Annotated in this window: 21 protein-coding genes; 9 read left to right on the forward strand and 12 right to left on the reverse strand. The window is 41.3% G+C overall.

The genetic code is table 11. From position 1 onward, the window contains the following. Positions 1 to 10: 10 nt before the first annotated feature. From R7035_RS17055 to R7035_RS17065, 3 genes are read right to left on the reverse strand one after another with little or no spacing between them, the layout of a single operon-like run. Positions 11 to 946: a biotin-dependent carboxyltransferase family protein gene (locus R7035_RS17055; RefSeq protein ID WP_017821900.1), complete on the reverse strand. Its 936-nt coding sequence runs from the start codon at positions 944 to 946 to the stop codon at positions 11 to 13. Continuing rightward, on the reverse strand, positions 943 to 1,626 hold the full coding sequence (locus R7035_RS17060; RefSeq protein ID WP_005386313.1) for a 5-oxoprolinase subunit B family protein: 684 nt from the start codon (positions 1,624 to 1,626) through the stop codon (positions 943 to 945). The genes R7035_RS17055 and R7035_RS17060 overlap by 4 nt, the downstream gene beginning before the upstream one ends. After that, positions 1,626 to 2,381, reverse strand: coding sequence for a 5-oxoprolinase subunit PxpA (locus R7035_RS17065; protein ID WP_005386314.1), 756 nt, complete (start codon positions 2,379 to 2,381; stop codon positions 1,626 to 1,628). The genes R7035_RS17060 and R7035_RS17065 overlap by 1 nt, the downstream gene beginning before the upstream one ends. A gap of 319 nt (positions 2,382 to 2,700) precedes the next feature. On the opposite strand from R7035_RS17065, the gene R7035_RS17070 reads away from it, so the two are divergent. Both R7035_RS17070 and galE read left to right on the forward strand, forming a co-directional pair. Further along, positions 2,701 to 4,659 (forward strand): diguanylate cyclase domain-containing protein, encoded by a 1,959-nt coding sequence (locus R7035_RS17070; RefSeq protein ID WP_318146202.1) that lies wholly within the window; start codon positions 2,701 to 2,703, stop codon positions 4,657 to 4,659. Between the two features lie 54 nt (positions 4,660 to 4,713). After that, positions 4,714 to 5,730, forward strand: a complete 1,017-nt coding sequence (gene galE, locus R7035_RS17075) for a UDP-glucose 4-epimerase GalE (RefSeq protein WP_005386320.1) — start codon at positions 4,714 to 4,716, stop codon at positions 5,728 to 5,730. Between the two features lie 334 nt (positions 5,731 to 6,064). Here the strand turns inward: galE and R7035_RS17080 are convergent, their stop codons facing one another. Continuing rightward, positions 6,065 to 8,203 carry a TonB-dependent hemoglobin/transferrin/lactoferrin family receptor gene (locus tag R7035_RS17080; protein WP_318146203.1) on the reverse strand — a complete coding sequence of 713 codons (2,139 nt, stop codon included), beginning with the start codon at positions 8,201 to 8,203 and terminating at the stop codon, positions 6,065 to 6,067. A 231-nt stretch (positions 8,204 to 8,434) separates the two neighbouring features. Between R7035_RS17080 and R7035_RS17085 the strand changes: the two genes are divergently transcribed. Further along, the gene (locus R7035_RS17085; RefSeq protein ID WP_017634152.1) at positions 8,435 to 9,322 is read left to right on the forward strand and encodes a LysR family transcriptional regulator; all 888 of its coding nucleotides are present in this window, start codon (positions 8,435 to 8,437) and stop codon (positions 9,320 to 9,322) included. Positions 9,323 to 9,399: 77 nt separating this feature from the next. Here R7035_RS17085 and R7035_RS17090 read toward each other — a convergent pair whose 3' ends face one another. Continuing rightward, on the reverse strand, positions 9,400 to 12,033 hold the full coding sequence (locus tag R7035_RS17090) for a bifunctional acetate--CoA ligase family protein/GNAT family N-acetyltransferase (RefSeq protein ID WP_318146204.1): 2,634 nt from the start codon (positions 12,031 to 12,033) through the stop codon (positions 9,400 to 9,402). A 236-nt stretch (positions 12,034 to 12,269) separates the two neighbouring features. Between R7035_RS17090 and R7035_RS17095 the strand changes: the two genes are divergently transcribed. The 4 genes from R7035_RS17095 to yciH all read left to right on the forward strand — a co-directional run bounded on the left by R7035_RS17095 (position 12,270) and on the right by yciH (position 14,806). Then, positions 12,270 to 12,839, forward strand: coding sequence for an SPOR domain-containing protein (locus tag R7035_RS17095; protein WP_005390018.1), 570 nt, complete (start codon positions 12,270 to 12,272; stop codon positions 12,837 to 12,839). A 149-nt stretch (positions 12,840 to 12,988) separates the two neighbouring features. After that, on the forward strand, positions 12,989 to 13,978 hold the full coding sequence (locus tag R7035_RS17100) for a D-alanine--D-alanine ligase (RefSeq protein ID WP_033907069.1): 990 nt from the start codon (positions 12,989 to 12,991) through the stop codon (positions 13,976 to 13,978). A gap of 128 nt (positions 13,979 to 14,106) precedes the next feature. Beyond that, positions 14,107 to 14,493, forward strand: a complete 387-nt coding sequence (locus tag R7035_RS17105; RefSeq protein WP_005376294.1) for a DUF3319 domain-containing protein — start codon at positions 14,107 to 14,109, stop codon at positions 14,491 to 14,493. 1 nt (position 14,494) lies between these two features. After that, complete coding sequence (gene yciH, locus R7035_RS17110; protein WP_005376292.1) at positions 14,495 to 14,806, forward strand: stress response translation initiation inhibitor YciH; 312 nt, start codon at positions 14,495 to 14,497, stop codon at positions 14,804 to 14,806. Positions 14,807 to 15,493: 687 nt separating this feature from the next. Here the strand turns inward: yciH and R7035_RS17115 are convergent. Next, positions 15,494 to 15,844, reverse strand: coding sequence for a hypothetical protein (locus R7035_RS17115; RefSeq protein ID WP_132936447.1), 351 nt, complete (start codon positions 15,842 to 15,844; stop codon positions 15,494 to 15,496). Between the two features lie 81 nt (positions 15,845 to 15,925). Between R7035_RS17115 and R7035_RS17120 the strand changes: the two genes are divergently transcribed. Beyond that, positions 15,926 to 16,765: a LysR family transcriptional regulator gene (locus tag R7035_RS17120; protein ID WP_132936446.1), complete on the forward strand. Its 840-nt coding sequence runs from the start codon at positions 15,926 to 15,928 to the stop codon at positions 16,763 to 16,765. Positions 16,766 to 17,061: 296 nt separating this feature from the next. Further along, a complete protein-coding gene (locus R7035_RS17125) occupies positions 17,062 to 17,274 on the forward strand; it encodes a hypothetical protein (protein ID WP_005376260.1) in 213 nt (70 codons plus the stop codon). A 90-nt stretch (positions 17,275 to 17,364) separates the two neighbouring features. Here the strand turns inward: R7035_RS17125 and R7035_RS17130 are convergent, their stop codons facing one another. From R7035_RS17130 to vxrA, 6 genes are all read right to left on the reverse strand, one after another. Continuing rightward, positions 17,365 to 17,754, reverse strand: coding sequence for a universal stress protein (locus R7035_RS17130; RefSeq protein WP_005376258.1), 390 nt, complete (start codon positions 17,752 to 17,754; stop codon positions 17,365 to 17,367). Positions 17,755 to 18,627: 873 nt separating this feature from the next. Then, positions 18,628 to 18,789 carry a YoaH family protein gene (locus R7035_RS17135; RefSeq protein ID WP_005376257.1) on the reverse strand — a complete coding sequence of 54 codons (162 nt, stop codon included), beginning with the start codon at positions 18,787 to 18,789 and terminating at the stop codon, positions 18,628 to 18,630. Positions 18,790 to 18,830: 41 nt separating this feature from the next. After that, the gene (locus R7035_RS17140; RefSeq protein ID WP_318146205.1) at positions 18,831 to 19,952 is read right to left on the reverse strand and encodes a conjugal transfer protein TraF; all 1,122 of its coding nucleotides are present in this window, start codon (positions 19,950 to 19,952) and stop codon (positions 18,831 to 18,833) included. 60 nt (positions 19,953 to 20,012) lie between these two features. Further along, positions 20,013 to 20,894, reverse strand: a complete 882-nt coding sequence (locus R7035_RS17145) for a DUF2861 family protein (protein WP_005388048.1) — start codon at positions 20,892 to 20,894, stop codon at positions 20,013 to 20,015. A gap of 6 nt (positions 20,895 to 20,900) precedes the next feature. Further along, a complete protein-coding gene (gene vxrB, locus R7035_RS17150) occupies positions 20,901 to 21,563 on the reverse strand; it encodes a response regulator transcription factor VxrB (RefSeq protein WP_005376251.1) in 663 nt (220 codons plus the stop codon). After that, positions 21,538 to 22,992: a sensor histidine kinase VxrA gene (gene vxrA, locus R7035_RS17155; RefSeq protein ID WP_025767766.1), complete on the reverse strand. Its 1,455-nt coding sequence runs from the start codon at positions 22,990 to 22,992 to the stop codon at positions 21,538 to 21,540. Before vxrA ends, vxrB begins: the two co-directional genes overlap by 26 nt. Between the last annotated feature and the right edge of the window lie 5 nt (positions 22,993 to 22,997).

The following is a 22,997-nucleotide window of genomic DNA, read 5'->3' on the forward strand; positions in this document are numbered from 1 at the left end:
AGTGGTTGTATTAATACCCAAAAAACTGAGCCCATTGGCACCATACTTCTTGCAAGCCTAGTCTATCTCCTTTCACAAAATTGACTTTTTGTCCGGGTTTCGCCTGTGCCAGTCTAGGTAAGTCAATACGAGCTACGCAGCCAAATTTAGGATACCCGCCAATAGTCTGGTGATCGTTGAGCAGCACAATAGGGTTACCATCGCTAGGTACTTGAATTGAACCTAATGCAATTCCCTCTGATAGGACGCCTTCGTAAGGTGGACGAATGTTATTGCCCTCAAGACGGTAGCCCATGCGATTCGAATTGGGGGAGATGATGAATGCTTTGTTGTAAAATGCTTGGCGAGTGTCTTCATCAAAGTCCTCGTTCTGATAGCCTTCAATCACTCTCAACTTAATGGGTAAGTTGTAATCTGGCTTAAAGCGAAACGTCATTTGCCTTGGTTTACGTTTCGGTAAGTTATGAGGGACAAAGGGAAGAATATCGCCAGCTTTCAAAGCGCCACCATTTGAATCATAACCACCTAGAGATTCTCGCAAGACGGTCGATGCGCTTCCTAAGTGCTGAGCAACATTGAACCCACCTTTAACCGCTAGGTAGGAGCGAAGTCCATTCCTTGCGACTCCGAACTGAAGCTTCTGTCCTTTTTTCAACGTAAAGTCAGACCAATTTGAAATAGGTTCACCATCTATTTTTGCATTTAAATCACCGCCACATATAGCAAGGTGGCAGTTATGCAATGCAATAAAACAAGCGTTACCCAGAGTAATTTCAATTGCAACGCAATTGACTACGTTACCAAGCAAATGGTTGGCCCAACTGTAAGCATAGTCGTCGACCGGGCCACCTTGAGTCACACCGACATGCGCTAAGCCAAAACGACCAAAGTCTTGAACTAAAGAGAGCGGTCCTGGCTTTTCCACCAGTAATCCACCGTAACTCATAGTACGCCTCCTAAATCGATAAACTCTTGTTTTGAAATAGCATTAAAGGTGACCTTGTCACCCACTTCAAACGGTATAAAAGGAGGAGAGTCGGAGAAGAGCGCAAGCGGGCTTTTACCAATAATGTTCCATCCGCCAGGACTATCTGATGGATAGACGGCCGTTTTAGAGTCTGCGATTCCTACACTTCCGGCCGGCACTTGAGTTCTTGGTGTGGCAAGCCTTGCCATGTGCAATTGAGTATCAACGTCAGAGAGAAATGCAAAGCCTGGAGCAAAGCCAATTGCAGAAACCGCGTACTCGGTTTTCGTATGCAGGGTAATAAGATCGTCTAATGACAGACCTCGCTTTTGAAAACGAGATAGATCTAACGCGGTTTCTTCAGAGTAATATACAGGGATAGTAATGTGATTCGGCTGGGAAAGCTTAAGTGATTGAGTATCAAACTGGCTCACGATTTGTTGCAGCTCATTGACTAAGTTCTTTTCGTTGATTCGAAAAGGTAAGTAATCAATGAGAATAGTTTGATAGGAGGGGACAACGTTCATAACAATTGAAGCGAAAGTTTCTCTTATGCTGCGAGCAAGCTCTCCGACTGCATTTTCAGAAATACTCTCATCAAACTTAATGAAAATACTGCACTCGGAGATCAAAGAGATATTAAATTTCTCTTTATGCATTAATTTCCTCCAGCGTATAGGCTTTGGCGGATCTTTTGGATCAGCGCGATCGACTCTTCATTGTCACCATGAACACAAATTGTGTCGGCTTCCAATAATATGTAACCGCCTGAAGCGGTTTTGACACGCCCAGAGTCAGCTAAGGTCCGGACTTGCTCAAGTATCGCGTGCTCGCTTTTTAACACGGCATTGGGCTGTGTTCTAGGAGTCAGTAAGCCGTCATCTTGGTATAAACGATCTGCAAATGCTTCAAATAGCAAGGGAACATCATAATCGTCTGCGATTTCTAAGTATTTTTCGTTTTCCTGTGAAGCTAGGATCATTAACGGTACTTTGAACAGTGCTGCCGCCTTTACTACCGCTCTAAATATCGCATCACTTTTCATCATGTCGTTGTATAGAGCGCCATGAGGTTTTATGTAACTGATGTCTGTGTATTGCGCCCGGCATAATGCTTGTAAAGCACCAACCTGATATATAACCATGTTCGTAATTTCATCACCCGTCATGCTTATGCTTCGTCTGCCAAAGCCTTGTAGGTCGGCGTAACCTGGATGTGCGCCAATATCAACATCGTTGTCATTCGCTAGGGTGATAGTGTCGTGCATGACATTAGGGTCGGAGGCATGAAAACCACACGCGATGTTCGCCATATCAACATGGGGCATCACGTCTTCATCTGCGCCCATACTCCAAGAGCCAAAGCTCTCGCCCATATCACAGTTCAATGTAAGTTGCTGTTTATTCAATGTCATACGTTTTATTTCTACACAAGCAATGGGTTTACGATGCAGGAAAATGCATCTAGGTTCAGTGACTCACTTCATTCTTCTATCATGAAAACGAAGCTTTTTGAGCAGATAGCTGACGAAAAAGATCACGTTAGTCCATAAAGATGTTGCCGTTATTTGAGTTGATCCGAATTTTAAGGTATTTCGTTTCTTTTCCATCCAATTTTTGAGAATTTAAGGTTATTTTGCATTAGCATCGTGTTAATCTTGTCGCCCTTCATGGGTGATAGATTGCATAATGGTTCTTCTGTCATTTTTGTGGTTGTCTGCGACAGGAATATATATGTCATTACGAGCGAAGCTTATTTGGCCTCTTCTGGTCTTTTTAACGGCTATCTTTGTTATCTCAAAAGGTTACACCTCGTATACTGTATACCAATCGTCTAAGCATGAACTGGTCGAGCAGACAAGAAAGCTGATTAACAATGTTTCTTTCTCAATTAAAGATGCGCTGACAACAAAGGACAAGCAAAAAGCTCAAACTATTCTCGCCAACTTTTTAAACCAGCCAAATGTAACGCGGGTCAAACTTTATGACCAAGATGACCAACCATTCGCTGTTATGGAGATAAGTGGGGCACTAGCACCCGTTCCAAGTCAAACCGAAAGAAGTAGGTTGCACGCTCTAGGGTATGCCTTATCAACCAAATTTCTTTATGTTCTAGAGCCGATTATCCATGATGGCTATGTCATTGGTAGCATGAGAGTTACGCTTTCTCATCGCCCAATTGTAGAAGCCATACAATCTTTACTTCAAGATGGCGCTTTACTTCTTCTGTTTCTGATCGCTGGTGGCACTGTTTTTTACATAAGTATCGAGAGGCTTGTTCTCAAGCCCGTTATGGAGCTTAGCCGCGTAATAGAGAATGTGACACACGGACGAAACACGGAAAATCAAGCTCGCTATTACGCCAAGGATGAAATTGGAGACCTCGCGAGCTCTTTCAATCAAATGATGAATAGGTTAACAGTACGTGAGAAGCAGCGGCAACATTCGCTAGACACACTAGAACAAAAGCGCGCATTTTCAGAAGAGGTTATCGAATCTGTTCAGCATGCATTAGTTATTACCGACAATTCCGGACGTGTTATTCATTGTAATACGGCGACCCAGCAAATATTTCAAAAAAAATTAGATGAGCTTAAATACGCCAATATTCGTGATCTAATTAAAACCAAAACACCGAATGAGCTGAGTCAGATCCTGAGTCGAGGCCTAGAGTGCGATGATATTCACCTCAAAAATGCAGATAACGAACAGCAGTTGAGCCTAACCAGTCGTCGCCTCTCGACACATGAATACTTACTGTTTTCGATTCAAGATATCACCGAAATTGAAGAAGCCATAAACCGGCAACGTGTTGCGGGACGCGTTTTTGAAAGCAGCCAAGATGGTCTCATTGTTCTTAATCATCGCGGTGTCATTACGATGGCAAACCCTGCCGTCACTAAGTTAGTCGGCTTAGAGGTGGATCAGCTTATTGGGAAGTCATTCATCCAAACGCTAAAGTGGCGCAAGTTACAGGAAATGATGCCTAGTATCATCGAGTCGATAGAAAATTATGGCGTTTGGCAAGGTGAAGTTATCGAGAAGAACCATATTGGTCAGTTTGTACCGATGTTTGCTCGAGTCAATCGTATCGTTAAGTGTGAAGACTATGGTTTCTATGATCTGGTTATTGTTCTTACCGACCTTTCCGGCGCAAAAGAGATGGAACGATTGGAGCATTTAGCTCATCACGATGCTTTAACGGGGTTAGCAAATCGATCTAAGTTCCATTTAGAGTTGGAACAACTAGTACAACGCTCTGGATACTTGCGTGACGAATTTGCAGTTTTGTACCTCGATCTGGATGGATTTAAAGAAGTTAACGATACCTACGGTCATGATGCAGGTGATGAAGTTTTGAAAAAAGTTTCCGAGCGTCTAACATCTGCGACGAGACATAGTGATTTAATCGCAAGACTTTCTGGTGATGAATTTGTCATGTTGGTTAATCCCGCCAATCAAAAAGTGGTCACCCGAATAGCAGAACAGTTGCTCGAGAGCATATGTGCTCCAATTGAGTACAAAGGTCACTTACTCAAAGTTGGCGTTAGTATCGGCGTAAAATTAGTCGGCGTAAATGAGCGCGATGCTACTCGAGTTTTAAAAAGTGCGGATACGGCAATGTATCAAGCAAAGAAAGCCGGGAAAGGCCAAGCAATATTAATGGGATGCGAATTACAAGAGACAGTTTAAATCGTAACGTCAAAGCTTTAAACTAACCCGATTCGCGTCAGAAGGAATAATAAAATGAAAGTACTCGTTACGGGTGGTATGGGTTATATCGGTAGTCATACGTGTATTCAAATGATCGAAGCTGGCATGACGCCAGTAATTCTAGACAACCTGTACAACAGTAAATCTACGGTATTAGATCGAATTGAAAAGGTATGTGGTGTAAAGCCAACCTTCATTCAAGCCGATATCAGAGACAAATTAGCGATGGTAGAAGCACTAAAGTCGCACAATATTGAAGCTGTTATCCATTTTGCAGGTTTAAAGGCCGTCGGTGAGTCTGTAGCAAAACCTCTAGAGTATTACGACAACAACGTTAATGGCACGTTAGTATTGGTTGATGCAATGCGTGAAGCCGGAGTTAAATCGTTGGTATTTAGTTCATCAGCGACTGTATACGGTGATCCTGCATCTGTACCCATCACTGAGGACTTTCCAACTAGCGCAACTAACCCATATGGGCGCAGCAAATTAATGGTAGAAGAGTGTTTAACCGACTTCCAAAATGCGAACCCTGACTGGAGCATTACACTTCTTCGTTACTTTAACCCGGTAGGTTCACATCCAACAGGCGAGCTAGGTGAAGATCCTCAAGGTATTCCCAACAACTTAATGCCGTTTGTTTCTCAAGTTGCGGTAGGGCGCAGAGAGTTCCTTTCTGTGTTTGGTAGTGATTATCCGACCAAAGATGGCACAGGCGTACGTGATTATATTCATGTAATGGACTTATCCGATGGTCACGTTGCTGCATTAGAAAAAGTAGGTAGCAAAGCTGGCCTTCATATCTATAACCTCGGTACTGGTAACGGCTACAGTGTACTGGACATGGTGAAAGCATTTGAAGCCGCAAGTGGTAAAGATGTCCCATACCAACTTGTTGAGCGTCGTCCAGGTGATATTGCAGAGTGTTGGGCGGATCCATCAAAAGCGATGAATGAGTTAGGTTGGAAAGCAACTCGTACTCTAGAAGAAATGACTGGCGATACATGGCGCTGGCAGTCTACTAACCCTCAAGGTTATCCAGATGCCTAATCTTTAATTTACATAATAGTAACAAAAAGGCGCATAATTGCGTCTTTTTTGATCCAAATCGGAAAAAATCGTAAATTACTGGTTAAAAGGTAGCAAGTATATATAGAGCTGTTAAACTATGCCCGACTCTTAATTTGGGTTATAAATTTTCTCGTAGCTATTGGGGTAGTTCATGGAACTCGGTCTGATCATCACTTTCATCATTGCAGCAGCAGTAATGGTGAAAAAAGAGATGGCAAAACAGTAAACTTTCATTTTTCATACTTTTCTTTACATTTTTGAAATGAAAGCCATAAAAAAGCCAGCATTACGCTGGCTTTTGTGTTTTTAAGGTTTAGAACTCGTATTTAACACTAATGTTGTAATTACGCTCAGCTTGCGTTTTGTCTCGACTTAACTCAGTCTTACCGCGAACATCGTTCCAAAGATGGTATTCTTCATTCGTTAGATTCATAACACCAGCACGAATGGTTATATCTTTCATTGGTTTGTAGTACGCCGTTAAGTCAACGACTGTCGCAGACGGCAAAGCAACTTGGTCTTTGATTCCGCCTTTATCACCATCAGAGTTGATATCACTGTTCGATTTCTTAGCCGTGTAGTTTACTTTTAGGCTTGTCCCCCAAAGTGCATTTGGTGAATCGTAATTTACAGCAGCTACGGCATTCCATGGGTTTACACTGTTCAAAGGATTACCTTCACCATCTTCACCTTCTGTGTATGCTGCAACAAAGCGAGTTGTCACGCCTGATGGAAGACCAGCAATGGCATGCCAATCAAGACGGTTAGAGAGCTCAACCCCTTTAATGTTTGCTTCACTAATATTGATATTTGTGAATTCAGTTAAACCACCATTGTTTGATGACGTTTGCTCAATAAAGTCACTGTAATCACTGTAGTAGAACGCTACTTCAGTTGCAGACGCTGCAGTGTTATGACGGTAACCAAGTTCATAAGACAAACTCTTTTCAGATCCCAAATTTGGGTTAGGGCGGTTGGTATAGCCATGAGCCGGATTATCGTAGGTGTAGTAAAGCTCGTCGAACGATGGCGCTCGGAACCCTTGGCTCACTTGCGCGAAGATCGTGCCAGGTTGCGATACAGAGTAAGTTGCTCCTAAACGACCAGTTAATGCAGAGTCGCTAAACTTCTCGAATGACTCTTCAGAAGTATTTGAAGGATTAGTAGAGAAGTAATCGTAACGCACACCTGGAGTCAGAATTAGCTTGTCATTAAGAAGCGAAATTTCATCTTGCAAGAATAAACCAAAGCTTTCTTCTTTTGCATCCGGTGTGTAAACGTAAACAGTATCTGGCGTGCCAGGATCGGAATTAAACTCGCGATTGGTATTACTGATGTCACTATGTTTGTACGATATTCCGTAAACAATATAGTGATTTTGAATCTCTTTATCTAACTGAGTTTCGAATTCAAATTTGTCTTCAGTATATTCGTAATCTTTTTTCTGTTGGTTGTCACCACTAGGCGGTACGTAAGGTGGGTAACCTGGGCTGGCTTCGATAAAGCGATTAGACACGCCGTTTTCTTCTTTACCAATCCATGTAAGCTTGGACGTGATCGTATCCGAGATAGCTGCATCTGCAAACCAAATGTGCTTGAGCCCAATGCGATTTTGCTTGGTTGTGTCTTCAGCGTTGAAGTTTTTGTAACTTTTATGTGCGATCTCTGAGTCAGTCTCGTTGTAAATAACTTCTCCCAAGAACTCCAAGCGATGAGCGTCATTCAATTGAGATTGAAGTTTTACCAATAGATCGTTTTTGTAATAATCTTGGTTGTCCACAGAATAGTTATCGTAAGGCGCCTTAGAGAAATTTTGTAGCTCTGCACCATCACGGCGTGTAAAGGCTATAAGTGCTTCTGTATTACCGAAACGCTTTGCTAAAGCTACATGCTCACTAAAAGAGTTATCTTCCGATGAATAAGAGAGTTTAGCTTGACCACCAAAGTCTTTACCATCTTTGAGGAAATCCTTCGGATCTTTTGTTTCGAATGCGACAACACCGCCAATTGCATCACTACCATGTAGGCTAGAAGCTGCTCCTTTAACAATTTCGACACTCTTTAGCATATCGGGGTCGACAGTAACGGCACTAGAATTGATAAACGAATATGGTCCACCGCTGAATACACCTGGTTGAGATGCACCGTCTACTAAGATTTTAACTCGTTTACCTTCCATCCCGCGAATGTTAATACTTTGGACGCCTTGGCGTTGAGTGCCATTAACAGTAACACCTGGCGTATACTCGAATAGATCATTCAAGTCCTTTACCATGTTTTCTTCGATGTCTTTCTCTGATACAACAGCAACAGAAGCAGCAACAGTGTTTATGGTTTGGTTGGTACGGGTGGCCGACACAACGACTTCTTCAAACTTAGAAGCTTCTTCCGCATAAGCAGTATGGGAAAGGGCAACTAAAATGGAGGCTGACAAAATTGATTTTTTATACATTGGCTTCAATACCTTAGATCCATAATAGGTAACAACACGCGGATATTAATGGATCTAAATGGTAATTACTATCATTACCATTGTCATTTATTGATTTGTATTGAATCTTCTTCTTAGGCTATGAGCATTCCTAGTCTTTAGTTATCAATATGTTATATTATTTGTCGTTAGTTCTTGATAAGTTCATCCAAATACAACGAATGTGATGAATATCACATTAAGAGAGGCCATGTGCAGAGTCCAATTACGTTAGAAGCACTCCATATTCTAGATGCTATTGATCGAAGAGGGAGTTTTGCTGCTGCTGCGAATGAGTTAGACAGAGCCCCGTCATCGCTGAGCTATCAAATCCAGAAACTCGAGCAAGACTTAGACATTATTATCTTCGATCGCTCTGGTCACAAAGCCCATTTTACTGAAGCAGGTAAGCTTATTCTTGAAAGAGGAAGGGCCATTTTACAAGCCAGTGAAAAGTTAGTGAACGATGCAACGTTATTGGCGAATGGCTGGGAACTGGATATTACCATTGCCTTCGATGGCATTATTCCTATATCCAACTTTTTCCCGATGGTTGATGCGCTGGCCGAGGTCAGCTCAACTCGAGTCAGGCTGCAAGAGGAGATTCTGGCTGGTAGCTGGGAGTCGTTGAATACGGGGAGAGCTGATTTACTGATTTGCCCATCACTGGATACGCTTCCTCAAGAAGTTAAGTCAGAAAAAATTGGTAAAATGAGTATGTATTGGGTAGCTTCCGCTGATCACTATGTTCACAAGCGTAGTGGTAAGTTTGATGAAGCAGCGCGAGAAAAGTATCGGATTATTGCTATTGCAGATACCGCACGTGAGCAACCAGCGCTCTCAATTAATATCATTCAAAAACAGCCTCGCTTGACCGTCACCAACTTTACGGCAAAAGTAGAAGCGCTAACTGCAGGTTTAGGCATTGGTACATTACCAAGCCAAATTGCACAACCTCTTATTGATAGTGGTGTATTGAAACGAATCGAAGGCACTGAAGAACAGCCGATGGATATTATTTTGGCATGGCGCCGGAACACTATGGGTGAGGCAAAATCCTGGTGTATTCAGTACTTAAAAAAGAATTGGAAACTAAAGTAACAACGTAACTTTTACTTCTTAGATTCCCATTGATTATCGAATGTAAGAAGTAAAAGTCATCGCTAATGCTGCGCTTTTCAATTTAAAGGGAGCACCATATCTGCCGTACCGTCTGCAAACTGGACATCGATCTCAAACCCCAAGTTCTGAGCCAACATCAACATTCCTCTGTTTGTTGGCATGGTCATTCCAGACATTTGCTTTGTGCCTTTAATTTTGCAATAGCTGATTATTTTCTGCATCAGCACTTTGCCTAAACCTTTTCCTTTCAAATCTGAACGAACCAAAATAGCAAACTCAGCGTCACTATTGTCTGGTGTAATCAATGCGCGGGCTACCCCTATGATAGACGGTCCGTCAGTATTAAACGCTACCGCAACAAACGCCATTTCGCGGTCGTAGTCTATTTGAGTAAAGTTTGCCAAAGCCTCATGGTTGAACTCTCCAACTTCAGAAAAGAATCGCTTATAGAGATCTTCTTTCGATACGCTATTAATGAATTGAGCATGCAGCGGCTCATCCTCAGGCAAGATAGGGCGAAGCAGGATAGGTTGGCCATCTCGAAGCGTCACCGTTTCGACAAACTCTGCCGGGAAAGGGCGAATCGCTAGCCGTTTTTGGGCGTCTCCTTCGTACTTACACAGTGTGACATCTGCATCAAGGATAGTTAAATCGCTTCCGGACACTAGCACTGGATGGATATCCAGTTTTTGTATTTCTGGTAACTCAACTGCCATTTGGGAGATACGAACCAAGAACTTCGACAACTCAGTAATATCGAGCGCATCTTTGTGTTTCTGCAGGCGAATCTTTCCAGACTTTAGGGCAACAACGACAAGGTAGCGCGCAAGCGTCATGTTCAAAGGAGGAAGTGCAGCGACGGCATCTTGGGCGATATTCCACTCAGAGCCGCCTTGACCAAGCAAGATCACTGGTCCAAAGACTTTATCTACTGCAATACTAACCCGTAGCTCTTCAGCGCTGCCGAGCTTTGCCATCCCTTGTACCAACAGCCCATGTACATTGGCGGAAGGGTAACTGAGCTTTACGGTATCTAAAATGGATAGCGCTGCGTTGGAAACTTCTCGACTGTTTCTTAAATTTAGAGCGACACCGTGAACATCCGATTTATGAGGAATGTCTGGAGAACGTAATTTAACCGCAACAGGGTATCCAATATTTTCTGCCATATGAACAGCTTCAATGTCGTCAGATGCAATCCACGTAGGCAAAACGTTAAACCCGAACAGCTTAAATAATGGGCTGGTTTGATGCGTATCCAAGGTGACTGTGTTTTTATCCAGTAGTCGTTCGTTTACCCATTCTTTTGCTGAACTCACACTTCCAGAATGTAATGGCTCTGCCGTCGTTGGCGTTTCCATTAGTTGTTTCTGGTTTCGTCTGTATTCGACCAAGTGCATGTATGCTACAACCGAACTTTCAGGTGTTCTATAGGTTGGAATGCCTGCTTGAGTAAAGGCCAGTCGCGCTTCTCTCGACGTTTGTTCTCCTGACCAGTTGGTCAAGATATTAAAATGCTTATGCCGAGGGTGAGATTTGATGGCATTAATAACGACTTGAGCAGTTTCAAGAGGATCAGAAACAGCAGAAGGACTATGCATAATCAATATCGCATCTGCACAGTCGTTATTCATCAGCGCGTTAATGGTATCAATATAGCGTTTTTGGGTTGCGTCACCAGACAGATCAATTGGATTTCGAGCACGCCAGTTGGATGGAAGTACTGCTTGTAATTGCCCAATGGAAGCGTCATCAAGCGTTGCGAGTTGGCCACCACGTTCAATCAAAGTATCAACGGACATAACAGCAGGGCCGCCGCCATTGGTGATGATCGCTAAACGCTCTCCACGAAGTGGCACAGAATGCGTGAGTGTTTCTACCGCGGCAAAAAGCTCATGCGTATTGCTGACTCGTAACATACCAGTTCTGCGAATAGCAGAATCGTAAATTACGTCAAGTGTATCTCCGTCTTGCTGCTCAAAAGTATTCATCTCTTTAGAGCGGCCCGCTTTTAGCACCAATATACGTCGGTTACGTGAAGCGGCGCGCGCAGCAGACATAAATCGGCGAGCGTCTTGGATATTATCAACATAAAGCAGAATAGCTTCAGTGTTTCCATCCATACTCAAATAGTCGAGCAAATCTGCAAAATCGATATCTTGTCCGCGCCCAATCGAAATGAACGAAGAAAAACCAATGTTCTTATCATTTGCCCAGTCTAAAACCGTGGTACAAACCGCCGCGGATTGTGAGATGAAAGCAATTTTTCCGGGTTTAGCTGCAACAGGGGAAAACGTGCAGTTAAAATTGTGCCAAGGAAGGATGATACCTAAGCTGTTTGGGCCTAAGACTCGAATGTTCAATGATGAGATATCTAAAGGATTAGGGTCATCAGAGATAACAATCGCAAACGGTGTGCCTCTCTCATCTAGCTCTTTAAGCAATTGCTCGTTACGTGAAACGTTCGTACACAAAATTGCAATATCTGGCGTATAGGGCAGGGAAGCTACATCAGGGTAAGCGATCACGCCAGATACGGCTTTATATCGCGGCGTTACTGGCATAATCGCGCCACCAAATCCACTTTGTAGAAGGTTGCGCATCACAACATGTCCTGCTCGCAATGCTTTTTGAGATGCCCCAATAACGGCCACAGAGTTGGGTTTAAAGAGTTTATGTAGTTTATTCATGCTGACTCCTGGCCGTTTGTAAGTCACGTTGGCTTCTCGGTTTCATATCAATCATAAACGAATAATTTACTGATAAAACATCTTCAGACCAGACATTGCAGAAAATGTGTACGATGCTTATGGAGTTTGTGTTATTCATCACATCAAAATCACAGATTATTGTATTTGATGCTTGATAAACGGCCCTGCTATCGGCATGATTTATCGTAATATTTATCCAGAGCATTTGTTACTTCATGAAAAAAATCGCAATCATCGGCTTGTCAGTTCTGCTTTCTGCTTGTGCATCTGAAACTTACATCACGGATGTGACCTCAGAAAGTTACCGAGAGGACTACAAATCAGATCGTATCTCTAAACCAATTATGGCGTCTGAAAACGCTGTAGTAGAAAAAGACGTACAACCAACTGTTGTGAAAATGACGGCAAAGCCTGAAGAAAAGAAAGTAGTCAAGCTAACGCCAAAAGAGCAGGCGAAGCCAGTTAAGATCGTACCACCAAGTAAAAAGCAAGCTGGCATTCAACGATTCGGCTATACCATTCAAGTCGCAGCTGTGGGTAGCCAAGCTAAAGTCGATCAGTTTGCAAATAAGCTGCCACAGAACGGTCAGCCAATTTGGGAAAACTACAAAGTTGTAAACGGTACTAAGTGGTTCTCAGTTTTATACGGAGACTACGCAACAAGCGCAGAAGCCAAGCAAGCGATTTCGACTTTGCCAGCTCAATTTCAGCAGTTAAGACCATTTGTTAAAAGCATTGATGCAATCAAAAACTCAGCTTACCCAACGCTTAACAAATTAAATTAACACATCAAATAAGGGAGCGAATAGCTCCCTTATTTATTTGCTCAAATCCTATTCGAACAACATTCCTCACATTAAAATTACTGTACGTCACACTTCAAAGGTTTATCATAATAAATAGTATCTTTTGTAGGTCACGGAAAGATGGATTCATGATTAAAAATATTCTTTTACTATGCGGCGGTGGCTCTTCTGAGCACGAGATTTCATTATTGTCTGCAAACTTTGTCGAACAACAACTAAATCTTATTGAAGACGTTCACGTTACACGCGTAGAAATAAAAAACGAAGGTTGGATGACCAACCAAGGTGAGTTGGTTTACTTGGATCTCAATACCAAGCAGTTGTGCTCAAGTGAATCTAATCAAACCATTGATTTCATCGTGCCTTGTATACATGGTTTTCCTGGCGAAACAGGCGACATTCAATCTCTGTTTGAAATCGCAGGTATTCCTTATCTTGGCTGCGGGCCAGAAGCGAGTAGCAATAGTTTCAATAAAATCACATCTAAGCTTTGGTACGACGCTATCGGCATACCCAATACGCCATACTTATTCTTAACGCGAAACGATGAAGAAGCTCACGTTCAAGCTCATAAAGCCTTTGAAAAGTGGGGAAAAGTTTTTGTTAAAGCCGCTCGCCAAGGCTCTTCCGTTGGCTGTTACAGTGTCACAGAAAAAGACAAGCTTTCTAATGCAGTAAATGATGCTTTTGGGTTTTCTGACCAAGTGTTGGTTGAGAAAGCAGTAAAACCTCGAGAACTTGAAGTTGCTGCATATGAGATGAATGGCCAACTACATATCACTAAACCAGGCGAGGTCATCGCGCCTGATGGTGCTTTTTACTCGTACGATGAAAAGTACAGCAGTTCAAGTCACTCGCTCACAGAAGTTGAGGCGAAGAATCTAACTCAAATACAATTAGATTCCATCCAACACGCGTCTGAGACGGTATTTAAACAAATGAATCTTCGTCATTTATCTCGTATCGACTTTTTCCTAACGGAAGATGATGAGATTTACTTAAACGAAGTAAACACATTTCCAGGAATGACTCCGATCTCAATGTTCCCTAAAATGCTTCAAAACAACGGGCACAAATTTCATGAGTTCTTGGAAGATTGTATAAACAGTGCAAAGTGATTAACGTTATCGAGACGCGTTTTATGATACAAGTTGTTTTCTAGAGCAAGGTTTATTCAAGCCGTATTTGAATATTGCTCAGTAGCAATTATGATTATATCAACGCATTAAACAGATGACTCAGTGGTATGGCGATTTCAAATTATAGAGGTTTTAACCTGCAGTCAGTCGGATCAGATGGCAGTGTTTGGAAGGTTAAAATCAAGAACCACGTCTTACAGGGAAGTTTGACGGCGGTAAAGAAAAGCATTGATTGGTGGTGTGACACCGCATCGATTATTGATCCCAAAGAGTTTGCTTCACTCGGACAGAGAGTGCAGCAAACAGGTGTTGCAAAATCAGAGGTCTTTAACGGCTATACTATTCAAAATGATACAGGCCAACCTAACTCTTGGTACTGCATGTTTAATGGTAAACTGATTAAGGGCAGTAAAGCCGCTATTCAACGCCATATCGAAGCTTATTTGGTTGCAAAGCAAAAAGCGATGCAAGCTCAACAACAAAAGAAACAATAGAATGACTCTGGTATATTCAACAGAAACCGGTCGAATTAAACCGGAAGAAGAAAAAGTATCTCGCCCTAAAGGCGATGGTGTTGTTCGGATTCAGCGCCAAACGAAAGGCCGTAAAGGTAAAGGCGTATGCATTGTTACAGGTTTAGACTTGGATGATGCACCTTTAAAGTTATTAGCGGCAGAACTCAAAAAAGTCTGTGGCTGTGGTGGCTCTGTAAAAGATGGCAATATCGAGATTCAAGGTGATGCTAGAGACAAGATCAAGGCACATCTTGAAAAGAAAGGCATGACAGTCAAATTAGCCGGTGGCTAATTTAATATTTCCAGTAAACAAAAATGGCGTCTAAAGAAATAGACGCCAGTTTTTATAAGTTGCTAATTGAAGAGCAAGCAATCGTAGATTGATAGATCGATATTAGCTATTTTATGGTAAATAACCATTATGTTTAATGCTCACCGTAAGGCCCTTAAATTTAAAATCTGCAGGGGAATAGGAGCATACTCAGACAACATTTAGCGTACGGCTATATGTGATTTAACATAATATACATAATGCGAACTTAAGAGTTAGAAGATTAGCATTGGTAAAGTCAGTTTAGTTACACTGTATTTGGCTTTTGCTTCCTTGCAAATTTCATCAGCTGTCTTGTATGGGCCATGAACTTCGATTCCACCACAGCGACCACTTGAACTGTATCTTTGGTTACGTCCGACACCATGCACGTTGGTTTTGCATCTTGCTCATTCGATATGAGTCAACATGGACACGCATTTGCTTAACCCAAACGTGTAAGTACTAGATTATCTTTATAGGAACAAGGAATCTAACAGGTGTAAACTCTCTACTTTTCAATCTATACCTAGATCTTTCTTCATATGCTCACTCAACTCGTTAGTGGTTCTTACATTAATCTTATGTTTGCAATGATGGATTCTCAACTCTTCACCAAATAATTTTACTAGTGATTTGGTATACAAAGCACTAATATTATTTATTATTCTATACAATGTATCTTTCTGATAAACAGATCTTTTCGAATTTTGTATTGCAGTCTTCATATTTAAATATCCTCACACGTTTAACTTTATAATTTAAAGTGTCAATTTCAACTTTTATTATTACTTTTTCCGATATGGAATGAGTCATTATCAATGATGCACAATCAAGAATTAAATCACCCGAATCCAACTTAGTAATTTCACGAGACAAATTTTTTATTTTTAAATCTTTATTTTTTATATTTAATCCGATTGATTTAATTTCTTCAGGATATCGGTTTAACTTAATATCCAATATGATTTTATTAAGATAGTAGTCTGCCTTTATTTCATGGCGGCTTTTAAATATCATTGTCCCCCTCCGATGAAGCAAGTTATACTTTCCCACCAGTTAAAAGACAACGTGACTCAGAGTTGCAAAAAGGTAACAATCATGGAATTGATGAACAATGAGTTGATCTGCTTTGCAGCCATTTGTAAACACCTCTCTCTTACAGAGGCATCAAAAGAACTTGGAAAGTCGAAAGCTCAAGTCAGCAGGCAGCTAGCAGCATTAGAAAAACAACTTGGTGTAACACTCGTCCACAGGACAACAAGGAAACTCGTTTTAACTGATCATGGCGAAAGCATTAGAGAGCTTGCTATCAAGACATTAGAGGGTTTGCACGAGTTAAATTACAGAGCTAGCTCGTTGAGTGAATGCATTGATGGAAAGTTTAAAATCACAATGCCCAACTCTATAGCCTCTTCTATTTTTGGTTCTGTTCTTAAAGACTTACAAGAACGATATCCAAAAGTTGATTTTGAAATATCGTCAAGTAACAATGTAGAAAATTTATTAGAAAGCAATGTAGATTTAGCGATTAGGCTTAATAATGTTATTGATGACACTCTTATTGCACATAAACTTGGTGATTATAGTGATGTTTTGATATCTAGGGTAAGTAATGCCAACCACAAAACACTATTAATCTACAAACATCATTCGAATAAGGAATCAATTAAAAGTCAATATACTGATGTTATCGAAGTTGATAACACCTCTATTTTAATAAACTTTGTTTCTGAGGGAGTTGGGGTTGGTGTCATTCCAAACTATCTTGTTAAAAGTAACTATATAGACAAAAACATCCGAATATCGCAAACTTTTGATATAGAACGTTCCATGTATATGGCCTACCCTTATCAAAACCCTTTGCCAAGAAAGCTAGCCGAGATATCTACTTTTATTAGGTCTGAGTTATCACAAGTATTGAAGAGTGAGTCATTTTAGGGCGGTTGTTCAGATTTAGAATTTTGCGTTGTCTACTCAACTAGGCCTAACGCTAATCTTTGTAACATATTGTTTCAGCGGTATTTATTAACTCCCCCATCTTTATGCTTGCTATCACAATGTGAGATGCTCTGCCGTCTTGTTATCAAGGTTTTGCGTGGAATAAATCACGTGGGGTAAACGATAGATTGACTTACATTAAAATTTTCATCAAAAGCAACTTTATATAAAATTGATTTCATACCAATCTGTGTGTATCTTCTACCCATATCCCCACAATAACCAAGGAGAATGCCATGGATAAGCTACTCGCGTCTGCATTAGAAATTAAGCAGCGAACTATGGTGACTGGCTTTTTTGCTAGAAATGGATTCAAAATCGCTATGACCGATTTTGATGATGTCACTTTTGAGCGAGAAGGCGTGCAAGTTAACGTACATTTTGATCTGCAGTCAAACGCGGAGTCTGCATCTGTTTTATCTCATGAGGCATCAATCATTCCTGGCTAAAAACTTTTATTATCACCGATACACCAAGCCGAACATAAAAGTTCGGCTTTTTAGTGACAAAAAATGATGAGTGCGAACAAGAGTTGTCGATCACTCGTCTAAATAGACGATTAATAAATCAGCTTCAACTTCGTTCACAACCTTTGGTATCGATGAAAAAAAGCGACTCAATAAGTTGTGATGATGACCACAGACAACTAAATCTATCCCCTCTTTTTTGACGATTCCCGATAGTTTTATATGAAGATCGCCGATTACTACCATGGTCTCGTTTACTGGGCATAAGCATTTATCAGCGAGCTCTTGCAGCCTTCTTTCCAATTCTTGCTCTTCCTTCGCTTCCATGACTATGCGATCAACATCTACGTAAACAAATGAGAGTTTGCTGCTTGAGTTATCCGCTTGCATTATTGCTTTTTCGATAACGGCTTGGCTAGATTTAGATAAGTCGACAGCAACCAAAACGTGCTTGTAACCCATCATTCCTCCCTTGGTTAGTTTTTGTTCTCATATTAAGTCTAGTCCACATAGAGCGAACACAACATCAAAACTACTGCTACATGATAGTTAAAGGAGTTTAGTGTAAAACAGGCAAATAGTTTTCATTACAACCTTGTTGCTTCCTCTCATCCAAAGATCAACGATGTTTTTCCAATTTCTTCTCTAATTATCGGACTATTTAACAGGAAGGACGTCAGGAAACGTTACGTTGTAATAGGCGTTACTGGTCTTGATTTCTACTACTCTTGAGGTTTCATATTACCCACTTCAACGTCGCCTAGTTTAGTAAAACTACTTTAGGTTAAGCGTGTTCAATATGTAACGCTCCGCTCAAATCCAGGAGACGTATTTCGGCTAAAAAAGCAGCTAAATAAGATGAATTTCGATTCATCTATTACATATGTCTGCGAGTGCTTACTGTTCTTATATCGCGTATTTAATAAGTCTAGTTTAATTACCATTATAAGTTACGGTGTATCTTTTTTCTTTTTTCAGCATAATCCTCTACCTGGGAACGAAGCTCTCTTGGGTTTTGTAATTAAATTACAAGATCAATCGCGACCAATATGGTTGGCAGATTAAAAGACCGAGGTAAACAATTGATATAATAGAGTTTAACTTATAAGTTCTTTAAAAAATGCCTAACTACCTGCACTGTGTAAGCCAAGGTTAATATGATGAGGTAAAATTTTACCAACCCGCTATTTAGTTTTAAAGGTAATTGAACAAGATTAAAATCATAGAGGTATAGTAAATTTTAGTTACAGCGTAACCAGGGTGGTGTTTGGGAGTGTAAAGGAATAGAAAATAGAAAGGCAAAAAAACAGGGCGTATGCCCTGTCCATGAATTGATTAGTTTTGTTGCTGTTGTTTTTCTGCGTACTCAGAACGAATCCGTTCGGCAACAATTTTGATAGCTTCTGCAGTACTTGTGCCCTTCGCCATCAATTCTTGAATTCTCTCTACAGCTTGTTGTTGTTCTTGGTGAGATAGAGGGGGTAAATCGTCAAACATAAAAAGATCCTCATTTTGAGGAGCTGACTATAACGATTCAATTAATAGGTAGCAAGGAAATTAATGGATGCACCCATAGCGTTCTCGTTTGTGTACTGAGCTGCGATATCCAATTCGAACAACTTAAGTGGAGACAACCCGATACCAGCAGTAATGGTTCCTTCGTCATTACTTCGAGCTAAGTTCTTCATATACCCTGCTCGTAATGCCATTTGACGCAAAATATCAAATTCAATACCAGCTCGAATCATTTGCGTATTATCATCAAAGGATGAAAAACGTTTTTCTTCGTTAAGATCGTAGTCAACACTCATCGTAAAGTAATCGGCAACAATCCCTGCCCCAACGGTGTATACAGGACGCATGCTATATTCGTATGATTTTATCGTATCGCTGCCATATTGGAATGATTTTGTTTTAACGTCTCTTCCGATCAAATTTTTCGCTGAAATACCGAGACGATATGGGCCAAAGAACCAAAGTGCGCCGGCGTCTAAGTTGAACATCGTTTCCGCGGTCTCATTTTCACGTAAGTCTTTAGTATAAAAATTCTGAAAACTCGTGGCGTATGAGTATGTGTATATACGCTGAAGTTTAGGAGTAACACCAAAAGAAAGGTGTTGGTTCATGAAATTAGTGTATTTAGCAAGTGAAATACCAGCTTCAGCCACGCCAATAGAAACACCTTGTACATAGCTATCATCTAATGGATTAGTACCTGAGGTATCAACATTTGGTTGTACGAATGATTCAGTGTATAACTTACCGTATGCAGTTGCAGATAAGAATTTGTTGGGAATACCAATGGCAACGACACCACCAAGATCAAAGTCTGTCTTTTTCCCATCGATAGCATCCATCGATTTTTTGATTTCATCGACGTCTGTCAATTTGCTGATGCGTTCGATCTCATCAACTAGATCATATTGATCATCGTAGCTGCCACCAAAACTTGGCACGATCATGCCTGCATCGTCATTTCGGCGATAAATCGCAGTAAGAGCGGGGTTGAAAAAAGACGCAGTTAGATAAGTTGCTGATACGGTACCAACGCCACCCATTGCATCACTACGAGCCTCTATCGCATAAGTAGCAGCAGAGGCAGCATTAGCGAAAAGAATAGTAGCAACAGAAGTGGCAAGAATTTTATATTTGTTTTTCATACTACACTTGTGATTTTAGTTCGTCCTGAACCTTTATCGGCACAAGTAGTATTTCTTTAACTATTCTTCCTGGGAAAGATCATAGGTTCGGCTAATAGTTTGAGCCTGCTCAACAATTATATCGCCCTGCCAACGGCGACTATTGATACTTACCGCCAATACGTATCTATCGTTTGGGACACCCGCTAGCTCCAATGAATTTGGATAATTAGACTCGTAAGTCTTTTTCCACATTTGCTCGTACTGGCCATCAATGTAGTCATACAAACCGACTTCAAGTTGCGGTAATGGACAATGGGGATTACGAAGTGCGCTCTTTTCTACTTTCCAATTCTCTTTAGATGTCCAACGAACATATTGAGAAGAGTTTGAATCTCCAAGTATTACCCAAGTTCGATACTCTTGTTTATCAGTAGAAACAACGGTTAAGTGATATAAACCAGCTTCAAGCTTACCTGTTAAGTTATAGCGTTTCGAGTAACTACGCTCGTTGGCAAGTTCTGTCCCGTTCGGCTGTTGTTCATAGCTGAATGAACTGTCCGCGGATATAGAATCATCCACCCATCGATTAAATGAAATATTTTCGATGTCAGTTGTAGCTCTTAGCTTGATCACCAATCTAAATGTATCTCGCCCAGGGCTTTGAATAGTCTGACGAATAACGTTCACACCACTTATCCAATCAGGCAGCGTTACACCAGTGAGAGCCTTGCCACAGTTTTTAGATAGTGACTGACCAAGAAGATCATTAAGGTGAGGAGTCAAATCTTTACTTGGTTCCGTTTGCCAGAGTTCAACAAGAGAGTTGAACATACCCGCAAGATCATCTTCAAGTAAGTGTTGATGTGCCTGTGTTAAAGGCGTGTTAGTTTGAAACCAGTCCATCGCATGGACTGGTTTCACTAACGCTAATGAGACAACTACAGGGAGTAGTATTTTCATTACGACTTATGCTTTCATCTTGTAGCCAACACCACGAAGTGTTTCAATTTCCAGTCCTGGCAGTTTTTGACGAAGCTGTAATACATGTGTATCAACCGTACGTGTTGTCGGGAAGTGATTGTAACCCCAAACGTGGTCAAGTAGCTCATCACGAGTAAACACGCGACCTAAGTTTGACGCCAAAAATAGCAGCAAATCAAACTCTGTTCGAGTAAGCGTAATTAGCTCGTCTTTATAAGTCACTTCACGAGTCGAGCGGTCAATCTCTAAGTCTTTTGTAATCACTTTATCAGCGTTGCTTTGTTCTGCTGAATCCGGTGCTCGTAGCTGTGCACGGATTCTCGCAAAAAGCTCCGCTTCAGCAAAAGGCTTTGTTAAGTAGTCGTTCGCGCCGGAATCAAGGCCTGCAACTTTATCTTTTACGGTAACAAGTGCCGTTAACAAGATAACTGGTACGTCTTTAATCTGTTTCCATTCTGGGAGACATTGTACAGAGTCACCATCTGGGAGTTGGCGATCGAGAATTACCAAGTCAGCTTTTTTCCATTGTGGCTCTACGTCTGCAATACGCTCCACATGTAAACACTCATATCCTGCTTGTTCCAGGCTTACTAACAGGCCGTCAGCCAAGTTTTTATCGTCCTCAACGAGAAGCAGTGTCTGTTTCACAAGGTATCTCCAATATAAAAGTTGTAGGTGGTCCCATTAAGGACATTTTTCCGCCCATGCGGCCTACCATAGATTCAACGATTGTTAATCCAAGTCCTAACCCGCTCTTACTTACGAACGGTTTCTTCAAATTTGCCCAATCTTTAGCCGTTAGGCCTCCTGCATCTCGGACTTGGAATACTATTTTTTCTTCACTAGTTGAGACATCTAATTCAACCGGTGCGACACCGTACTTAAGCGCATTACGAAGCAAGTTATCGATACAAGTTCCTAACCAGTACACATTAACTTTAGCAGCCACATCTTCATTGATGTTAAAAAGCACGGCACTATCAAATTCTTCTTCGATCTTAAATTCTAACCAATCTGCAACGGATGGTACCCAGTCTGTTGCAAGCATTTGGTTATCAGATTGCAAATAATCTTTACTCGCTTCTGCCAATTGACGCAGGCGGCGCGTATCTTCACACAATCTGCGGAATTCGTCATACACACTTTCAGGCAAATGCTCGAACTCTCGACGAAAGCCCTCAACCGTTAGTGACAGAGATGCAATCGGTGTTCTGAGCTCATGCGTTAAAATTTGCAACACGAGCATTCTACTACGTAGTTCTTCTCGCTTGCTATTCCAACGGTACACCGCCCAACCAATCACCAAAAGAATATTGGCGATTACCAGTATGATCATACTGATCCGCAAAACTTGCGAGTGATCTTCTACATCCCAACAAATATTGCCTCGTTTAACAAAGCAACTTTTGCTTTGAGAGGCTAGAGCGTATGACAGACCCGCATTCGCTACGTTCTCTTGCCAGATATCTTTCTCGAAAACAAAGTAACGGTCACCACGTCTTAGCCAAAGTTCGTTACCTTCAATAAACATGCTCGCGCCCGCAATCAAAGCATTAATGGCGTCGTCATCCATGTTTTTCAAGCTTTCTAGCAACTCATCCCCTTCCTCGTTATCACGCTCTTTTATATGCATGTACTGAGATAGTTTGGGTTTGAGTTCTGGATACTTATCCACATAACGTGCCGCGTACGTCCCACCACCAGGGTGAATGAGACCACTACGCGAGAACCAACGAGGTGTCAGCTGCGTCCCTTTACAAATCGCTCTTGTAAATACCAAAGGCTCAGTAATTAAAGGACTTAATGGTAATTTGCCACGACAAGTATTCGCCAAGCTGTAAAGCTGTTGGATATCTTTTAACGGATAGTCAGACGTTTGCGGCAGAAGCGAATCTGGCGCAAGTAACTTGGTAGGATAATTTGATTGCAGAATACGAATATCGTACGACTTAAGAGCTACTTCATAGTTAAATAGCTCTGTAAACGTATCTATTCTTTCTGGTAGTGAATCGGAAAATGCAGGTGCCGAAAAAAGCGGCAATACAGTTGCAAAACCGAGCAAAAACTTTTTAATCAAACTGT

This window comes from Vibrio sp. 1731, assembly GCF_033339955.1.
Lineage (GTDB): Bacteria > Pseudomonadota > Gammaproteobacteria > Enterobacterales > Vibrionaceae > Vibrio > Vibrio alginolyticus.

What these genes read in the sequence shown, in the direction of transcription:
- R7035_RS17055 (WP_017821900.1), bottom strand. Translation starts at nt 946, where the DNA reads ATGAGTTACGGTGGATTACTGGTGGAAAAGCCAGGACCGCTCTCTTTA.
- R7035_RS17060 (WP_005386313.1), bottom strand. Translation starts at nt 1,626, where the DNA reads ATGCATAAAGAGAAATTTAATATCTCTTTGATCTCCGAGTGCAGTATT.
- R7035_RS17065 (WP_005386314.1), bottom strand. Translation starts at nt 2,381, where the DNA reads ATGACATTGAATAAACAGCAACTTACATTGAACTGTGATATGGGCGAG.
- R7035_RS17070 (WP_318146202.1), top strand. Translation starts at nt 2,701, where the DNA reads ATGTCATTACGAGCGAAGCTTATTTGGCCTCTTCTGGTCTTTTTAACG.
- galE (WP_005386320.1), top strand. Translation starts at nt 4,714, where the DNA reads ATGAAAGTACTCGTTACGGGTGGTATGGGTTATATCGGTAGTCATACG.
- R7035_RS17080 (WP_318146203.1), bottom strand. Translation starts at nt 8,203, where the DNA reads ATGTATAAAAAATCAATTTTGTCAGCCTCCATTTTAGTTGCCCTTTCC.
- R7035_RS17090 (WP_318146204.1), bottom strand. Translation starts at nt 12,033, where the DNA reads ATGAATAAACTACATAAACTCTTTAAACCCAACTCTGTGGCCGTTATT.
- R7035_RS17095 (WP_005390018.1), top strand. Translation starts at nt 12,270, where the DNA reads ATGAAAAAAATCGCAATCATCGGCTTGTCAGTTCTGCTTTCTGCTTGT.
- R7035_RS17100 (WP_033907069.1), top strand. Translation starts at nt 12,989, where the DNA reads ATGATTAAAAATATTCTTTTACTATGCGGCGGTGGCTCTTCTGAGCAC.
- R7035_RS17105 (WP_005376294.1), top strand. Translation starts at nt 14,107, where the DNA reads ATGGCGATTTCAAATTATAGAGGTTTTAACCTGCAGTCAGTCGGATCA.
- yciH (WP_005376292.1), top strand. Translation starts at nt 14,495, where the DNA reads ATGACTCTGGTATATTCAACAGAAACCGGTCGAATTAAACCGGAAGAA.
- R7035_RS17115 (WP_132936447.1), bottom strand. Translation starts at nt 15,844, where the DNA reads ATGATATTTAAAAGCCGCCATGAAATAAAGGCAGACTACTATCTTAAT.
- R7035_RS17120 (WP_132936446.1), top strand. Translation starts at nt 15,926, where the DNA reads ATGGAATTGATGAACAATGAGTTGATCTGCTTTGCAGCCATTTGTAAA.
- R7035_RS17125 (WP_005376260.1), top strand. Translation starts at nt 17,062, where the DNA reads ATGGATAAGCTACTCGCGTCTGCATTAGAAATTAAGCAGCGAACTATG.
- R7035_RS17130 (WP_005376258.1), bottom strand. Translation starts at nt 17,754, where the DNA reads ATGGGTTACAAGCACGTTTTGGTTGCTGTCGACTTATCTAAATCTAGC.
- R7035_RS17135 (WP_005376257.1), bottom strand. Translation starts at nt 18,789, where the DNA reads ATGTTTGACGATTTACCCCCTCTATCTCACCAAGAACAACAACAAGCT.
- R7035_RS17140 (WP_318146205.1), bottom strand. Translation starts at nt 19,952, where the DNA reads ATGAAAAACAAATATAAAATTCTTGCCACTTCTGTTGCTACTATTCTT.
- R7035_RS17145 (WP_005388048.1), bottom strand. Translation starts at nt 20,894, where the DNA reads ATGAAAATACTACTCCCTGTAGTTGTCTCATTAGCGTTAGTGAAACCA.